Below are 14,584 nucleotides of genomic sequence, written 5' to 3' on the forward strand. Positions count from 1 at the left end.
TGTTCTAAAAAGCCTATTTTATAGCATTTGTTAGCGAATAACAAAAAAGAAAAAATCAGATATTTCTATCCGATTTTTCAAATTCTTCACTATTTTTAAGCAAAGCTTTGCTCTTTTATTTGGATGCTTCCATCAACCACATCCGCTTCCAGATATTTGACATCAACATGATCCAAATAGTAGTCTGTTACCTTGTCTCGAATCTGATTTTCAATCACACGGCGCAGAGGACGAGCTCCCATTGCCTGGTCATAGCCTTCTTCCATCAAAAATTCTTTCGCTGCTTCCGTTACCGTTAATTGGATGCCTTTCTTCGCCAGGGTCTTATTGACCTGGGCCAAGAGTAATTCTACAATGGCTTTGAGATCATCTTTATCCAAGTGCTTGAATTCGATAACTGCGTTAAAACGATTAAGGAACTCCGGACGGAAGAATGGGGCGATGCGGTCCATGATGTCTTGATTTTCTTCACCTTCTGGCATTCCATAACCAAAACCAGCATTAGAAGTCGCGATAATAATGGTATTTTTAAAGTTAACTTGGTTGCCCTGTCCATCAGTCAAATGCCCATCATCTAGCACTTGCAAAAGGAGGGTAATCACTTGTGGATCTGCTTTTTCAATTTCATCCAAGAGGACAATGGAGTAAGGATTGCGGCGGACACGCTCGGTAAGAGTATGGGAATTGTCATCATAGCCAATGTATCCAGCTGTGGTACCGATTAATTTGGAAACAGCTGTCCGATCGCTGTATTCCGACATATCCAAACGAATAATGGCATCCTTGTTACCAAACAAGTCAAGCGCTAACTGTTTTGCCAACTCTGTCTTACCCACACCTGTCGGACCGACAAAGAGGAAGGAACCAATCGGACGGTTGCCGTCATCAAAACCTGCACGATTCCGACGAATGGCACGAGATACAGCTTCCACCGCATCGTCTTGACCGATAACGTTAGCTGCCAGACGATTTTTCAATTCCTTGAGTCGTTCAATGTCAGAAGCTCCCATTTGAGAAACTGGAATTCCTGTCATTCGCTCAACCGCCTGAGCCACATCATTAACAGTCGCTACCACTTTCTGTTGCTCCGTATGATTATCAATCTGTTTTTGTAGCTTATCAATACGGACCTTTTCATTCAAGGCTTTTTCATAATCCTCTTTTTCAGCCGCCTCCAACTGTAACTGTTTTGCCTCAGCCATTTCTGCTTCTAAGGTCTGAATATCTGTCACAGGATGTTGTGCAGCCAAGTGAGCAGCGGTCACATCGACCAGGTCAATAGCCTTATCAGGCAAGCTACGTTGTGGAATATATTGGACGGAATAATCCACCGCAGCTCTCAAAACCTCATCTGGCAATTCAATATTGTGGTGGGCTTCATAAAGCGGCTTAATCCCTTTCAAAATCTGGTAGGTGTCTTCTGCGGACGGAGCATTGACCTTGACTTCATTGAAACGACGAGCCAAGGCAGCATTCTTGTGAATGGTATTGCGGTATTCGTCCTGCGTAGTCGCACCGATAACAGTTAACTCTCCGCGGGAAAGAGCTGGTTTGAGAATATCTGCTAAGCCCTTGGAACCTGAGTCTCCACCAGTGCTGCCAGCTCCTAAAATCTGATGAATTTCGTCAAAGAAGAGAATGATATTGCCAGCTTTTTTGACTTCATCCACAAGATTCTGCACATTTTCCTCAAAGGCTCCACGGTACTGAGTCCCAGCTTCCAAACCTGAAATGTCGATGGAGATAATTTCCTTGTTCTTAATGGCTGCTGGCACATCTCCGTTGACAATGGCTTGAGCCAAACCTTCTACTACCGCAGTTTTACCAACACCCGCATCACCGACCAGAACAGGATTATTCTTAGTCCGACGTGCCAAAATTTCAGATGTTTCTTGGATTTCTTTATTTCGCCCAATAACAGGATCCAATTTCCCTTCGCGAGCCTCTTGTGTCAAATTGCGACCAAGTTTTGCAAGAATCCCATCTGACTTTATCTGACCTTTAGCCTGTGTTTGAGCCACTTCTTCTGTCTGTGGCAGGCGACCAGTCTGACGGTAAATGGCAAATTCCTCCGGTGTCACTTCACGCCCATTGATAGAATAACGGCGACGCTCTGTGCTGTAGCCACCCATGTTCCCCATGAGTTGATTGAAAATATCATCCATATTGTTAAAATTATTGAAATTGTTGTTCATAGTTTTTACCTCTTTTATAATTCATTTGTTTTTGACTTTTACTGACCTTTTTTTGAAAAAATAGATTTAGTCTTTTAGTTTGCTTTTAGTACTAGGCAACGAGCTGAAGACAGTACTGGAGTACGGCAAAGCGAGTTAACGCAGTAATAAAAGATAAACTAAATGACGCTAGTAGGGTATAATCCTGTCTTTCATCCTAACCTCCTTAGAAGTTTGTCTTTTACTGATCATTTAGTCAATTAGTCAGTCAAACTTTTTAGTTTGACCTAAACTGACCTTTTGTTCAAAGAATTCGTAAGGTCCTTTACCTTACGAATCTTATTATAAACCATTGGTCAGTAAAAGTCAACAGTTTTGTTTGACCTTTTTTGACTTTTTATAGTCGAATGAATTAGCTTTCAGACAAGGAAATGAGGCGCAGGCTATACTAAAAAGTATGGCAAGGTGAAAGTGACGGTGTATCAAAGTTAATTCAAATGACTAAAAAAATCTACCTGACGGTAGATTTGGTAACTACTAGATGATAATCCCTTCCAAATGATCCAGTTCATGCTGGACAATCTGAGCTTGGAAATCTGTCAGCTTTAGGCTCTGCCTTTTCCATGAAGCATCCAAAAACTCCACTTCAATCTCCTGATAGCGTGTCGTCGGGCGGGTACCTTCCAGCGATAGGCAGCCTTCCTCTGTCTGATAGGGCTTGGCCTTGCTGATGAGGACGGGATTATACATGACCAGGTTGGTGAAGCCCATGTTGACGATGATAATCCGCTTTTTGACGCCAATCATGTTAGCCGCCATGCCCACGCAGGCGTGAGCGTTGGCTGCTAAAGTGTCCTGCAAATCCTGACCGACCTGCACATCTAGCTGAGTCGCAGGCTCAGATTTCTGCTGTAGGAAGAAAATATCTTTCATAATAGGTTGAATCATGGGAACCTCTTTCGATAAAGTATATAGTATTATTTTACTATTTTTTTGATAATTTGAATTATTTTATGCTTTATCGGATGAGGATAATAACGAAAAGTACCTGCTTTTCGTAGAATATACCCATTGAAATTCTGTTTGAATCGAAGAACACCATCAGAACCATCGAAGTTTCCTTGAATGCCAAGGAGATTGTAAAAGGGAAGGGATAGGCTGATTGAATGCCGCATAGCAAATTCTTGTAGGAGAATCGGAGCATAGAAACTGCCAAACTCTGTGCGGGAACCGCTGAACAGGTAAACCAACTCCCGACGACTGTAAACAAAGAGACTGGCAGCTATATCCACATCCTCAGTTCCATATTCCTCAATCCATTGTTGGGCTTGGCATTTTCGTTGTTCAAAACTGGTTAGCTGAGCCATTAACTCTCGAAGTTCATTTTGCTTCTTCTTGGACTGAGGAAATGGCCGCAAACGATCTGACAATTCCGCAATTCTTAGTTGTAGTCTGTCACTTTGCTCTTCCAAATGGTCTAAATAGCTGTAAAAATTGATACTGGCTATCAAGAAATCCGCCTGCTCTCCAAAAGAATCAAAAAAATCTTGGTAATATGCCAATGTCTTGTCTTCGTATCCTCTTTTTTTAGAGGTGAGAGCTGTGATTGCTTGAAAACGAAAAAGCTGACTCCTGCTCAAGCGCGTAACCTTCAGACCAAAACTGTTTGCCTTCTTACTCAATGTTTTCCCTTTTTTACTGAAGGAATCTGTTAAACTTGCTTGACTTAGCCCTTGCAAATCCTTCACATAATGCCAAACAGGCTCTCCATTTGGATAACCTGTTTGTAAGCCATCATGTTTAAATCCAACTTGCACCAGCTTCTCAATTAGTTGAGTATCTGCTTCACTCATTGGATTCCCTACACTATCAAAGACTTGATAGGTTTGGGAAGGCTTGACCACCAATTCAAGTACGCCTTCACGCTTCGCATAGTTTTTTAAAGATTGATAAAATTCCTCTAAATAAGCATGATCGGTAACCAGCGGTCCAGAATTCAATTCCATATACAAACCACCAGCCATCTTCTTACAGAAAAGCAAAGTAGAAATAACGATCTCTAATTGTGAATTTTTAAAACCAACATAGCGAACATCGTATCCTCGCTTGGATAGTAATCCAGCCATTTCAATGGATTGAAAAAATGATTTTTCATTTACTTGTTGACAATGCTTTAAAAATTCTTCTTTAGTTATTTGACAAAAAGTCATTATTTTTTCTTCCTTAATTTTTTTCTAATTTCCAGTAAAACTTGAAAAATCTTATATAATATTGGCGAAACAATAAGGTCGAACTCCCCAATATACTCTTCTACTACTGGATTCAAATGTGATTTAAAGTGATAAAGGCCTCCGTCTAAAGTTGGCTCTATTCCTCCTAAATTTTGCCATTTCACACCTCGTTCGAAAGCATACTTTGCTGTCTCCACCCATGTTAGTAAAGCAGGCTGATAATGTTTAAACTTTTCATCCATACCAGCATAGATATTTTCAGATGTTCCTGCAAAATTTATTGTCAAAGTACCAGCCAATGGAACTAACTTACTCCCGTTACGAGTCAGAGAATTTATCATTTCTAATTCTGTATTTATTCTTCGGATTTCCATTTTATAATTTTCAATCTTCGATTGTCTTGTAGTGGAGGTAAAGGTCATGGCCTCTTTTACTAATTTTTCTTCAAGATAAGATAACTGTTCATATCTCTCTGCTAAATCCAAATAGGCAACTACAAGATAAGAATTTTCTGGATAGGCATTCAATATTTTTTGATAATACTCTCTCCCCCGCAAGCGAATAGATTTGCGCTCCTCAGTCTTTTTTAATAGCTCTGAAAAATCTCTTAACAATTCCTCACGACCAATTCGAATCTCAATACCTTTATTACGCGCCGACCGAATATTTTGTCGAACTCGTTTATTTAGTGATTCCTCTGAGAAGGATTCGCTATATAATACTGCATGACAAGTAGGTTGGATTGTAGCCGACATGGTCTGCACTCGACCAGACCAAATACCTCCCAAATCAACAATCCTATCTTTGACGGCAAGTACATTTAATTCTTCTTCCCTATCTCCTGTTATAGTTTTACTAGATAGTCGAATAAATGGATCGAATTTTATAACAACACTGCGTTCTCGGAGGGCAAATTCTTTTATGGACTTAAATACAAATGACACTAATTCAGCATCTTCATAATCCATTACTGGACCTCTTGGTATATAAATCATCGTAAAACCAAATGGTACTACCAACCTTCTGATAAGAAGAGAAGCAACTGCCACTAATTTCCCATCTTTAAAAAAGCCTAGTCTCTCATTTCGCCACTCACTTTTTACGGTTGCCCACTGACTACTCTGCAACAGGTTAGCCTGTGGCGATTGCTTTACAAATGAATCATGTTCCTCAGCAGAAATACCTATTTTATAAGTGTAAAACATTAATTATTCCCCTTGTTCATAATTACTTTTAACGCTAATTAGGAAGGGCTTGCCCGTAGTGTCAAGCCCTGCTATACTAGTATAGCAATCGATTTTGTCAAGTATTTTTACTCAATCATAAAAAATAATAATGTTTTATTTGTGCCACAAAATCAACGTGCATATATATAATTGCTTTGTTTTGCTTCTAATATTTTAAAATTTAGCAATGTACCTCCAAGTCATAATTAAATTGATATGTACATAGCCAAGATGAACATAAAAAAGCCTAGTTCTCACTAGACTTTCCTTATTATTCTTTGCAATAAATCGCAATAGCTTGACTGACAAATGTTGCTGTTCCTGGTCCACCTGCTCGGTCGATGTTGGCTGAAAATCGCTCGTCCTCAACATACATAAGACCTAGATTTTGTAAGATTCCCTTGGTGCAGGTGTAGAAATTTTCCGTGATATAGGCCTGCAAGTTCGCTACCTGAGCCTGCACATCTGGATGATCGGCTTCCAAGCTCCGCATTTTTCCAAAAATTTCAAAAATAGCCTGCATCTCTTGGGCAAACACCCGGTCCTTACTGGCATTGTAACCTTCTTCAAACTCGGAATAGACCGAGGTCTGTCCCCACCGCTCCTTGGCCTCCGCCTTGTAGGCTTCTAGTTGACTGCTGTCAAATGCGTGAAAATCCATGACTTCTCCTCCTTTTTCTGTGAGCAATCTGGCGTGATTGATGATGCGATCCAGCCGTTCCCTTTTGAGCTCTAAAAGGGTGATATGGTCCCGCAAGACCTGCTGACGATTGACTTCCGTCACGTCCAGAAGCTGCTGAATATCTTTGAGAGGAAAATCTAATTCACGAAATAAGAGAATTTCTTGCAGACGAGCCAAATTCTCCTGATTATAGTAGCGATAACCATTTTCAGCCACAAATGCTGGTTTGAGCAAACCAATCTGGTCGTAGTGGTGCAAGGTCCTCACCGTCAGTCCCGTCAGCTGACTAACCTGCTTAACTGTCCAATTTTCGTTCATAGAAACCGCCTCTCTATGACTAGTATAAAGGATAACGTAAGGTGAGAGTCAAGAATTTTATCAAAAAACTTTTACATCTCACTCCACCCTCACCGGCACGCGCCCGTAGGTCTGCTCTGCTATTGCGTCAGCGCCCAGTTGATAGACCGCATCCGCCTGCCGGGTCAGGCTGTCCCAGGGCTCTTTTCCGATCCGCGTCACCAAGCCCACTCGCTCCTTGACGGTCTTGAGATAGGCCTGGCCTCGAGCTGAAAAGCCTAGGACATGGACCGCTTCTGGCAAGGGAATTTCCACCGCATTGACCAAGATGTAGGTCAGCACCCGCCGCACCCGCGCCTTGGTGTAGCGCTTGGTCGCAACAGCATCCACTAGCTCCTCCACGGTCGCTGCGCTCCCAATGGCAGAGCGGATACGACTGGCTAGTTCTTCGTTTACCTGAAAGACCTGACTGAGATCTCGGTGGGTCGCAATCTGGTAGCGGAGCAGGGGAAAATAATTTCTCCAGCTTACCTTGGTCGCCTCTTCAAAGAGACTGGCAGACGGTAAAAAGTCACGCACCAAGTCCAACTGGTCAGCACCCTTTCGGATAGCCGTCGCCGAGGCGTAGGTCGTTTCTACCTCTTCCGAGTGAAAACCAGCCCCCTGCCGCTGAACTGGGCCAAGCTGAATACCTGTTCCAGCCACCGCCTTAGCGTAAGCCAAGCCCAGAATATGATTAGGTGTATCACCTGTGAAGGTCAGCCCAGCAAACTCCTGCCACATGGCCTGGGTCTTCTGTGGATAAGAGAGATTGTCTGGCAAGTTTTTCACAAAATTTTCCATCTCTTCCGACTTATCCACATAAATATCCGCAATTTTCTGGTAATCCAGCATTTCTTCCGTGCCGAAAACCAGTTTTTCCACACCTAGCCTGTGTAAAATGCTGATGGCTCCCTTGGCAAAATGGTCAGCCGACTGGACCGACACTAAAAAGGGCATCTCAACAACAAGATCTGCCCCATGTTCCAAAGCCATCTGAGCCCGTGTCCACTTATCAACAATGGCTGGCTCACCCCGTTGCATAAAATTGCCAGACATAACCACTATTTTCAAGCCTTTCGCCTGGTCCAGCAGGTATTTATGCCCCGTGTGAAAGGGATTGTATTCTGCAATAATCCCTGAAATCATGCCTTGACCGCCTTGAAAAACCACCGCTGGCTAGTTTCTGTCGGAGCTTGATCTTCAAAGTCCGCAAAGACTTCCACAGAGGCAAAACCAGCTTGTTTCAAACATTCCACATAGGTTTCAATCGGATAGGTCCGCTCTTCATGAACTTCATCCCGACGAATAAACCGCTCCTCTTGGCTGTCCTCATCTTTGACAAAGAAGGTCAATTCGTGAACAATGGAATGCTCATGCTCACCTTCATAGGTGTCCCAGACAAAGGCAAAATCCTCGTAGTTTTCATGGTAGCTATAGCCTGCAAACACTTCCTCCATTTGATAGATGGAGTGAACGTCAAAAAGGAAAGTACCACCTTGATTGAGAACAGAGTGAACCCCTTCAAAGACCCGCAAAACGGCTTCTTGGTCTGCCATATAGCACAGACTGTCCGAGTAACAGGTCACCGCATCGAAATCTCCAACACCTTCCAGAGCCATCATATCTGCTTGGGCTAGTTCCATCATGACACCAGCAGCTTCTGCTTTTTTCTGGGCCAATTCCAACATTTCATAGGACAGGTCAAGCCCTGTCACCTCATAACCCTTTTGAGCAAAACGCACAGCCTGAATCCCTGTCCCACAGGCCAATTCTAAAATTGTCTTGGTATCTTGTGGCAAGTTCCGCAAGCTAAAATCTGTCCATTTATCATACAAGCTGTCATCCATGATTTCATCATAGACCGCCGCAAAGGTTTCATAAGTTGCCATATTTTTCTCCATTATCCGAAATGTTCTTCTAACATTTCTTCATTATATTTCAAGATGATGTCCTTATTTTTTAAATCAAAAAAGATATCTTTTCCATATTTTAACTCTATAAAATCTTTAAAGTCCATAATATTTATTAATTTCACTAATATTTCCTCAATATCATCATAAATTTCAACTTTATAGAATTTTCTAGGTGTTACTCCATATTGTCCTCTATTCGACGCACGAGAGGAATTTGTTTTTCTTGTAATTTCTTTATGTACTTCTTTACTCAGAAGAAACATATTTTTATAAGTGTCGATTTTCTGTCTCGATAAGTGATTTTCCTCATCAATCTCAGCCCACTCTATAACGTGATGCACCTCAAATTCATCAGAAGGAAAATCCTTCTCATTTACTGCGACATTATTTTTGAAAAATTCTCTTCGTGACCGCTTACTTTTAGATGCTGCCATATTTTCCTTTCATAAAAAGCAGCCAATCGACTGCTTCATTAACTCACACTGTGTTCAAAAAGTCAGAGTTTTGAGTTGTTGACAAACCCTTTTTGTCAGTCGAGTTCTCTCCGCTCTCACTACTCCTCTTCTAAAAGTTCTGCGACTTCCAGGAAGCTACCTTCGTGCCATAATTTTTCAAGGTTGTAGAGGTCACGCATTTCTTCTGAGAAGATATGAACGACTACGCCTCCAAGGTCCAAAAGGACCCAGCCACCGTTACTATCGCCTTCTACACGGCTCCCCTTGATCCCAACTTCCGCTACCTTTTCACGGATGTTTTCCGCAATAGCCTCCAACTGACGACTGTTCATGGAACTGGCAATCACAAAGTAGTCTGTCAGGCTAGTCACGCCTTGAACATCAATTACAACAAGGTCCTCAGCTCGCTTGTCATCAGCAGCCTGGACCACAACTTTTACTAAATCTAGTTCTTTCATCTTATCCTCTAATTATATTTTCTAATGTATCCACCTGGGCAAAATTCCATGACCAGATGTTTTGGTAGTGGTCAATCAAGTCCTTGGCATCCAATTTTCCTGAATAACCTGTCGTCGTTCCATCCTGAATCACAGCTACCTTGTAGCCTAGTTCAAAGGCTACTTTAATCGTCGTGTCAATGCAAAAATTGGTCGCCATGCCCATGATGATGAGTTGCTCAATTCCCTTTTCCTGCAAATAAGTATGAAGTCCTGTTTCCTTGAAGGCACTATTAAAGGTCTTATCGAAAATCTTCTCACTAGCTAAGGGTGCAACAGTTGAGGGAATCTCCCAGTCAGCAGTCCCCTTGACCAATTCCTGGTCATGATGGCGGACATGGATGACCTCTAGCCCCGCTTGACGGGCTTGAGCAAGGCTATCTTGCCAGAGCCGAAGCCGATTTTCAATCCCATAGGGCTTGCCTTCCACAGGCAAATGCTGAATGTCAATGACTAACAATGCAGATTTCAAAACTTGACCCCAGGCGTTTCCAAACGGAACACCAATTCCCTTTCTTCTTCAAGATCTAAGACAAAACCATTTTTCTCCAAGAGTCTTGCCATCTTTTGGTTGCCCTTGACATAAGAGACAATCAAATGATTGCAGACAGGGTGCTTCTGAGCCAGTTGAATAACAGCTTCCAAAGCTGCCTGACCATAGCCTTTCCCCTGAAATTCTTGACCAATCATAAACCGCCAGAGCATATACTGCTGGATGTCCTCATCAATGTCAATCAAGGCAAAGCCAACAACCTGCTCATCTGCCCAGATAGCATAGGGAAAGACATCACCATTCATTCTGTATAGCCAGGCATCCGCCAAGGAACGCACGTTGGGAGCTACGAAGCCCTTATCTGCCTCGGCTACTGTCAAGTCCAAGACAGCTTGATAGGAGCTTTCATCCACAGGTTTTAATACAATCATCCCTACTCCTTCAAATATACAACATATCCATTGTAGGTTTCCAAAGTTTGTGGATAAATGGGAATTCCCTTCTTGGCCAAGTAGGAAATGGTTTGGGCAGTTTCATAGGCTACCGCCTTGTCCAAGGACTCTTTTGCGATACGACGCGCCTCGTCCACCCCAGGAAAATCCCGATTGGGTTCGATGTAGTCCGCCACATAGAGCACCTTGTCCAGCAAGGTCATCTGCCCCGCACCAATGGTGTGTCGTTGAATAGCTTGAAAAATTTCCTCATCTTCCAAGCCAAAATCTTCTGCGATTTTATAAGCCCCAACCACACCGTGCCAGATGTTATTATCCCAGTTAAGCAGGTCCTTGTCCAAATCATACTTGGCAATCAAGTCCAGAAAGACTTGGTCATCCACTTCCTTAGCATAATCATGCAAAAGCGCTGCCAGACTGGCTTTTTTCGGATCACAGCCGTATTGATCTGCCAAGGCAAGCGCTGCCTGCTCCACACCTAAGACATGTTGGAAGCGCGCTGGCTTCATGGCTACACGGATTTTTTCCAAAAGAGCCTGGCGGTCAAATGTCAAATCTGCTGCAATCATTGGTAAAGTCCCTTTTCTTCGATATAGTCCAGAACTTCATGAGGCACCATAAAATTCGGCACCCGCCCTTGCTTGATAAAGCTCCGTACCATGCTGGAGGAAATGTCCATCAAGGGCACATCTACCCAGATAACAGGATAGGAAGTCCCTGCCTTGTAACGAGGACGCTGGACACCAACAAACTGCACCAACTGGACCAATTCATCAATCCTGTGCCATTTTGGAAGGTAGTCTACCATATCTGCACCGATGATAAAATAATAATCCGTATCAGGATTTTTTTCCTTCAGCAATTTCATGGTGTCGTAGGTATAGCTGACACCACGGCGTTCCAGTTCAATGGTTTCAATCCCCAAGCCGTCAATACCTGCAATAGCCATCTTGAGCATGGAATAGCGATGGTATTCGTCAATGGTTTCTTTCTTATCCACATGAGGCGGAATGAATTCTGGCATGAGCAAGACTTCATCCAGCTTCAACTGTTGACGGACCTGGTCTGCCACAATCAAATGAGCATTGTGGACAGGGTTGAAATTCCCTCCCAGAATCCCCACTTGTTTGCGATTGGTTTCTTTCTTTTCAACCTCTAATTCAACCTTGGTAAAGGGTGTTAAGAGTTCAATAGCCATAGGCTCTCCTTCTTAGATTTCTTTGACCTGTTTGGAAATTTTACGGTTCTCTTTCTTGCTAGATTGTTTGAATAAAATCAAAATGCGACCGATTTTTTGGACCGTATCCACACCGATTTCTTCTTCCAAGATTTCTGCTACTTCGTGAATGTTTTCATCCGTATTTTGTAGCAAGGTCACCTTGATCAATTCACGCGCGTCCAGCGCCTGACGAACACTGGTTTTAATCTGGTCATTTAGACCATTTTTCCCAATCTGAATGATGGGTTTGAGACTGTGTGCCTGACTGTTCAAAAAGGCACGTTGTTTTGAAGTTAATGACATCTATTTTTCCTATGTTTCTATAATTTATTGGCTAACAAATGTAACCAGTACTCACATCTAAATAATCGCCTTGCGGATCACCACATCCACACCCTTAGGCGCCCAGGCAGCAATCTTAGCCTCTTCATTGACACGAATCCAACCAAGACCTGAGAAGACCACATCCGTCTTTTCGTTGATGGTAAATTCATGACGAACCAATTCAGGAAATTCTTTCAATTCCTTGCTGGTTGGCGGCACTAAAAGTGAACCTGCATGTTTCTGGTAAAATTCACTAGCCCCCTTTAACTTGGTGCGGTGGAGTTGCAATTCATTGTCAAAGAAGGCCATAAAGCCTTGGCGTTCACCAGCCACAAAGTCAAATCGTCCCAGACCAGCCAAGAACAAGGTTTGTTCTGGATTGAGCTGGTAGGTCTTTGGCTTGATTTCTTTCCGGGGGCTGATGTACTTAAGGTTTTTAGCCGTCAAATAATGGGCCATCTGGTGACGATGGATAATTCCTGGCGTGTCATAGATGTATGAACCATCATCCAAAGGAATTTCAATCTTATCCAGCGTCGTTCCAGGGAAACGTGAAGTCGTAATGACATCCTTGTCCCCTGTGATTTCTTGGATAATAGCATTGATCAAGGTTGACTTGCCAACGTTGGTCACACCGACCACATAGACATCCCGTCCCTTGCGGTGTTGTTCAATCTTTTCAATCAAGTCCTTGATAGCTTGCTTGTTTTGGGCTGAAGTCAAGACCACATCAACTGGTCGCATGCCGATTTCATGCGCCCGCTCGGTCAACCACTGGGTGACCTTGCCTGTCTTGACAGACTTGGGTAAAATGTCCTGCTTGTTGCCGACCAAAAGCACGTCATTTCCAGAAATAAAGCGAGGCAAACCTGGAATGACTGAACCATTGAAATCAAAAATATCAATGACATTAACCACCAAGGCATCGCTTTCTCCCACGCTATGGAGAAGTTTCAAGAAATCGTCATCCGAGATATTGACATCTGAAATCTCATTGTAATGGCGCAAACGGAAACAACGTTGGCAGTAGAGTTGCCCTGTTTCCAGGCCTTTTTCTAGGGCTGATTGAGGTGTAAAACCAGCGACTGCCTTGTCTAGCGTCTGAATCTGGGCACCACAGCCGATACAAAATAATTCTTCCACTTACATCTCCCTCTTGTAGTTTATCGCTCCATATTTAGCGATGATTTTTTTCATGGTCCGTCGTTCACGCCAACGATTAATCTGCGTATTGATAGAGTCCGTCTTTAGCAAGGGTTTGACCAAGACAGACTTGAGACCAGCTCGCTTAGCAGCCCGAATGTCCGTCATCAGCTGATCACCAATCATGACCACTTCATGTGGCTGGACATCATAGCGTTTCAAAGCACGGTTAATCCCAAAGGTGAAAGGCTTGAGAGCGAAGGCTTCAAATTCAATCCCAAATTTTTCAACCGCACGTTTGACACGTTCGTATTTATTGTTTGAAACCACCACAACGGGAATGCCTGCGTCTCGCAAATCATGTAACCACTGGCGCATCTCTGGCGTTCCATCGGGATTGTTCCAAGCAATCAAGGTATTATCCAAGTCAACAAACACTATTTTTATGCCATGTTTTTTCAAGCTTTCGACGGTCACGTCATAAGCCTTTTCCAAGGCAAAATCTGGCATGTAATTTTCTAAACTCACTATCGTCTCCAAAGTTTTTTATCAGACAATTATACCATTTTTCTAAGAAAAATGCGAATGGATAGCAGAAAACACTCGGTTCAACCGAGTGCCTTCTGGAGGTAATCTAATGGTAGTTGTAAATTAAATCTACCCTTCTTCCAAAATCCAATCTTTCGGAATGAAAATCATATGGGTTAGCAACCAATCAATATCAAGAGTAAATTTTGAAAAAGCAAAACCGATTTGCTCTACTCCTGACTCATCCTCATCCAACCCCAAAATGGTAAGAGCATGTCCATAATTTGCATGACTATCATCGAATAGACGCCATGCGAGAGCGCGATAAATTAACTTCTTAGCATCATAGAGACTGTAACGCTGTCTGTACTCTGAAAATGATTGACAATCCTTACCTTTGGGTTCAACTCCTTTGGTTTTAGCAATGGCAATCAAACTATCATAATTATGATAACGCAAAGTGCTATTCAAGGATTGGGCTAAACGAACAGCATAGTCCAAAGCAAAATCACTCATCTCCACTGCTACAGTCCCCAACTGTTTACGCAATGGATTCAGAAGTGTTACGGCATATTGAGCCAACTCTTCTCTAATTTCTTTGTCTAAGTTCTCAATATCAGACAGGATAATTTCCCTATCTGCTTCCTGACCCTTGTAGACATTAAGCAACAGCCCCTGCTCGCCAAGTCTTTCCAATTCCGCATCGAAACCAGTTTTCTCAGCTTGTGCATACTCTAAAAGCTTCTCATAATATCCATCTGGCAATAGAATCTTATCTGAAATTTCGTGATTTCCAACCATCCCCATAGTCTCCTCCCCACGTGTTTATTTATACCATTATTGTAACAAGTTTATACATTCTTGTAAATATTTTCATATCACAAACCCTTTGTGCAATATGAACAAAA

Annotated in this window: 17 protein-coding genes; all 17 read right to left on the bottom strand. The window is 42.6% G+C overall.

Going from position 1 to position 14,584, the window contains the following annotated elements:
* Positions 1-95 precede the first annotated feature (95 nt).
* Positions 96-2,195, bottom strand: coding sequence for an ATP-dependent Clp protease ATP-binding subunit (locus K5Q34_RS08820; protein WP_221864846.1), 2,100 nt, complete (start codon positions 2,193-2,195; stop codon positions 96-98).
* Between the two features lie 516 nt (positions 2,196-2,711).
* Positions 2,712-3,122 (bottom strand): peptide deformylase, encoded by a 411-nt coding sequence (locus tag K5Q34_RS08825; protein WP_221864847.1) that lies wholly within the window; start codon positions 3,120-3,122, stop codon positions 2,712-2,714.
* 29 nt (positions 3,123-3,151) lie between these two features.
* Positions 3,152-4,384: an aminoacyltransferase gene (locus K5Q34_RS08830; protein WP_221864848.1), complete on the bottom strand. Its 1,233-nt coding sequence runs from the start codon at positions 4,382-4,384 to the stop codon at positions 3,152-3,154.
* Complete coding sequence (locus K5Q34_RS08835; RefSeq protein WP_208498539.1) at positions 4,384-5,610, bottom strand: peptidoglycan bridge formation glycyltransferase FemA/FemB family protein; 1,227 nt, start codon at positions 5,608-5,610, stop codon at positions 4,384-4,386. Before K5Q34_RS08835 ends, K5Q34_RS08830 begins: the two co-directional genes overlap by 1 nt.
* 292 nt (positions 5,611-5,902) lie before the next feature.
* The gene (locus K5Q34_RS08840) at positions 5,903-6,631 is read right to left on the bottom strand and encodes a MerR family transcriptional regulator (RefSeq protein WP_221864849.1); all 729 of its coding nucleotides are present in this window, start codon (positions 6,629-6,631) and stop codon (positions 5,903-5,905) included.
* A 78-nt stretch (positions 6,632-6,709) separates the two neighbouring features.
* On the bottom strand, positions 6,710-7,798 hold the full coding sequence (locus K5Q34_RS08845) for a nucleotidyltransferase (protein ID WP_221864850.1): 1,089 nt from the start codon (positions 7,796-7,798) through the stop codon (positions 6,710-6,712).
* On the bottom strand, positions 7,795-8,541 hold the full coding sequence (locus tag K5Q34_RS08850; protein ID WP_221864851.1) for a class I SAM-dependent methyltransferase: 747 nt from the start codon (positions 8,539-8,541) through the stop codon (positions 7,795-7,797). Before K5Q34_RS08850 ends, K5Q34_RS08845 begins: the two co-directional genes overlap by 4 nt.
* 11 nt (positions 8,542-8,552) lie before the next feature.
* Entirely contained in the window at positions 8,553-8,999 is a 447-nt protein-coding gene (locus tag K5Q34_RS08855) for an HNH endonuclease (protein ID WP_024384106.1), read from the bottom strand.
* A 119-nt stretch (positions 9,000-9,118) separates the two neighbouring features.
* Positions 9,119-9,478, bottom strand: coding sequence for a ribosome silencing factor (gene rsfS / locus K5Q34_RS08860; RefSeq protein WP_024407250.1), 360 nt, complete (start codon positions 9,476-9,478; stop codon positions 9,119-9,121).
* Between the two features lies 1 nt (position 9,479).
* On the bottom strand, positions 9,480-9,989 hold the full coding sequence (locus tag K5Q34_RS08865; protein WP_221864852.1) for a cysteine hydrolase family protein: 510 nt from the start codon (positions 9,987-9,989) through the stop codon (positions 9,480-9,482).
* Entirely contained in the window at positions 9,986-10,441 is a 456-nt protein-coding gene (locus K5Q34_RS08870; RefSeq protein WP_221864853.1) for a GNAT family N-acetyltransferase, read from the bottom strand. Before K5Q34_RS08870 ends, K5Q34_RS08865 begins: the two co-directional genes overlap by 4 nt.
* Before the next feature lie 2 nt (positions 10,442-10,443).
* Positions 10,444-11,031, bottom strand: coding sequence for a bis(5'-nucleosyl)-tetraphosphatase (symmetrical) YqeK (yqeK, locus tag K5Q34_RS08875; protein WP_221864854.1), 588 nt, complete (start codon positions 11,029-11,031; stop codon positions 10,444-10,446).
* Positions 11,028-11,660, bottom strand: coding sequence for a nicotinate-nucleotide adenylyltransferase (locus K5Q34_RS08880; protein ID WP_024381740.1), 633 nt, complete (start codon positions 11,658-11,660; stop codon positions 11,028-11,030). Before K5Q34_RS08880 ends, yqeK begins: the two co-directional genes overlap by 4 nt.
* Positions 11,661-11,672: 12 nt before the next feature.
* The gene (yhbY, locus tag K5Q34_RS08885) at positions 11,673-11,984 is read right to left on the bottom strand and encodes a ribosome assembly RNA-binding protein YhbY (protein ID WP_004195298.1); all 312 of its coding nucleotides are present in this window, start codon (positions 11,982-11,984) and stop codon (positions 11,673-11,675) included.
* A 57-nt stretch (positions 11,985-12,041) separates the two neighbouring features.
* A complete protein-coding gene (gene yqeH / locus K5Q34_RS08890) occupies positions 12,042-13,148 on the bottom strand; it encodes a ribosome biogenesis GTPase YqeH (RefSeq protein WP_221864855.1) in 1,107 nt (368 codons plus the stop codon).
* The gene (locus tag K5Q34_RS08895; protein ID WP_172115770.1) at positions 13,149-13,676 is read right to left on the bottom strand and encodes a YqeG family HAD IIIA-type phosphatase; all 528 of its coding nucleotides are present in this window, start codon (positions 13,674-13,676) and stop codon (positions 13,149-13,151) included. It lies immediately after the preceding gene.
* A 129-nt stretch (positions 13,677-13,805) separates the two neighbouring features.
* Positions 13,806-14,477: an SEC10/PgrA surface exclusion domain-containing protein gene (locus K5Q34_RS08900; RefSeq protein ID WP_105150907.1), complete on the bottom strand. Its 672-nt coding sequence runs from the start codon at positions 14,475-14,477 to the stop codon at positions 13,806-13,808.
* Positions 14,478-14,584: the final 107 nt, after the last annotated feature.

The sequence above is a fragment of the Streptococcus sp. 2018110 genome, from assembly GCF_019754115.1.
GTDB classification, from domain to species: Bacteria; Bacillota; Bacilli; order Lactobacillales; family Streptococcaceae; genus Streptococcus; species Streptococcus hashimotonensis.

Bases quoted from the DNA above. Each gene is read 5' to 3' on its own strand.
- K5Q34_RS08820 (WP_221864846.1), bottom strand. From the start codon at position 2,195: ATGAACAACAATTTCAATAATTTTAACAATATGGATGATATTTTCAAT.
- K5Q34_RS08825 (WP_221864847.1), bottom strand. From the start codon at position 3,122: ATGATTCAACCTATTATGAAAGATATTTTCTTCCTACAGCAGAAATCT.
- K5Q34_RS08830 (WP_221864848.1), bottom strand. From the start codon at position 4,384: ATGACTTTTTGTCAAATAACTAAAGAAGAATTTTTAAAGCATTGTCAA.
- K5Q34_RS08835 (WP_208498539.1), bottom strand. From the start codon at position 5,610: ATGTTTTACACTTATAAAATAGGTATTTCTGCTGAGGAACATGATTCA.
- K5Q34_RS08840 (WP_221864849.1), bottom strand. From the start codon at position 6,631: ATGAACGAAAATTGGACAGTTAAGCAGGTTAGTCAGCTGACGGGACTG.
- K5Q34_RS08845 (WP_221864850.1), bottom strand. From the start codon at position 7,798: ATGATTTCAGGGATTATTGCAGAATACAATCCCTTTCACACGGGGCAT.
- K5Q34_RS08850 (WP_221864851.1), bottom strand. From the start codon at position 8,541: ATGGCAACTTATGAAACCTTTGCGGCGGTCTATGATGAAATCATGGAT.
- K5Q34_RS08855 (WP_024384106.1), bottom strand. From the start codon at position 8,999: ATGGCAGCATCTAAAAGTAAGCGGTCACGAAGAGAATTTTTCAAAAAT.
- rsfS (WP_024407250.1), bottom strand. From the start codon at position 9,478: ATGAAAGAACTAGATTTAGTAAAAGTTGTGGTCCAGGCTGCTGATGAC.
- K5Q34_RS08870 (WP_221864853.1), bottom strand. From the start codon at position 10,441: ATGATTGTATTAAAACCTGTGGATGAAAGCTCCTATCAAGCTGTCTTG.
- yqeK (WP_221864854.1), bottom strand. From the start codon at position 11,031: ATGATTGCAGCAGATTTGACATTTGACCGCCAGGCTCTTTTGGAAAAA.
- K5Q34_RS08880 (WP_024381740.1), bottom strand. From the start codon at position 11,660: ATGGCTATTGAACTCTTAACACCCTTTACCAAGGTTGAATTAGAGGTT.
- yhbY (WP_004195298.1), bottom strand. From the start codon at position 11,984: ATGTCATTAACTTCAAAACAACGTGCCTTTTTGAACAGTCAGGCACAC.
- K5Q34_RS08900 (WP_105150907.1), bottom strand. From the start codon at position 14,477: ATGGTTGGAAATCACGAAATTTCAGATAAGATTCTATTGCCAGATGGA.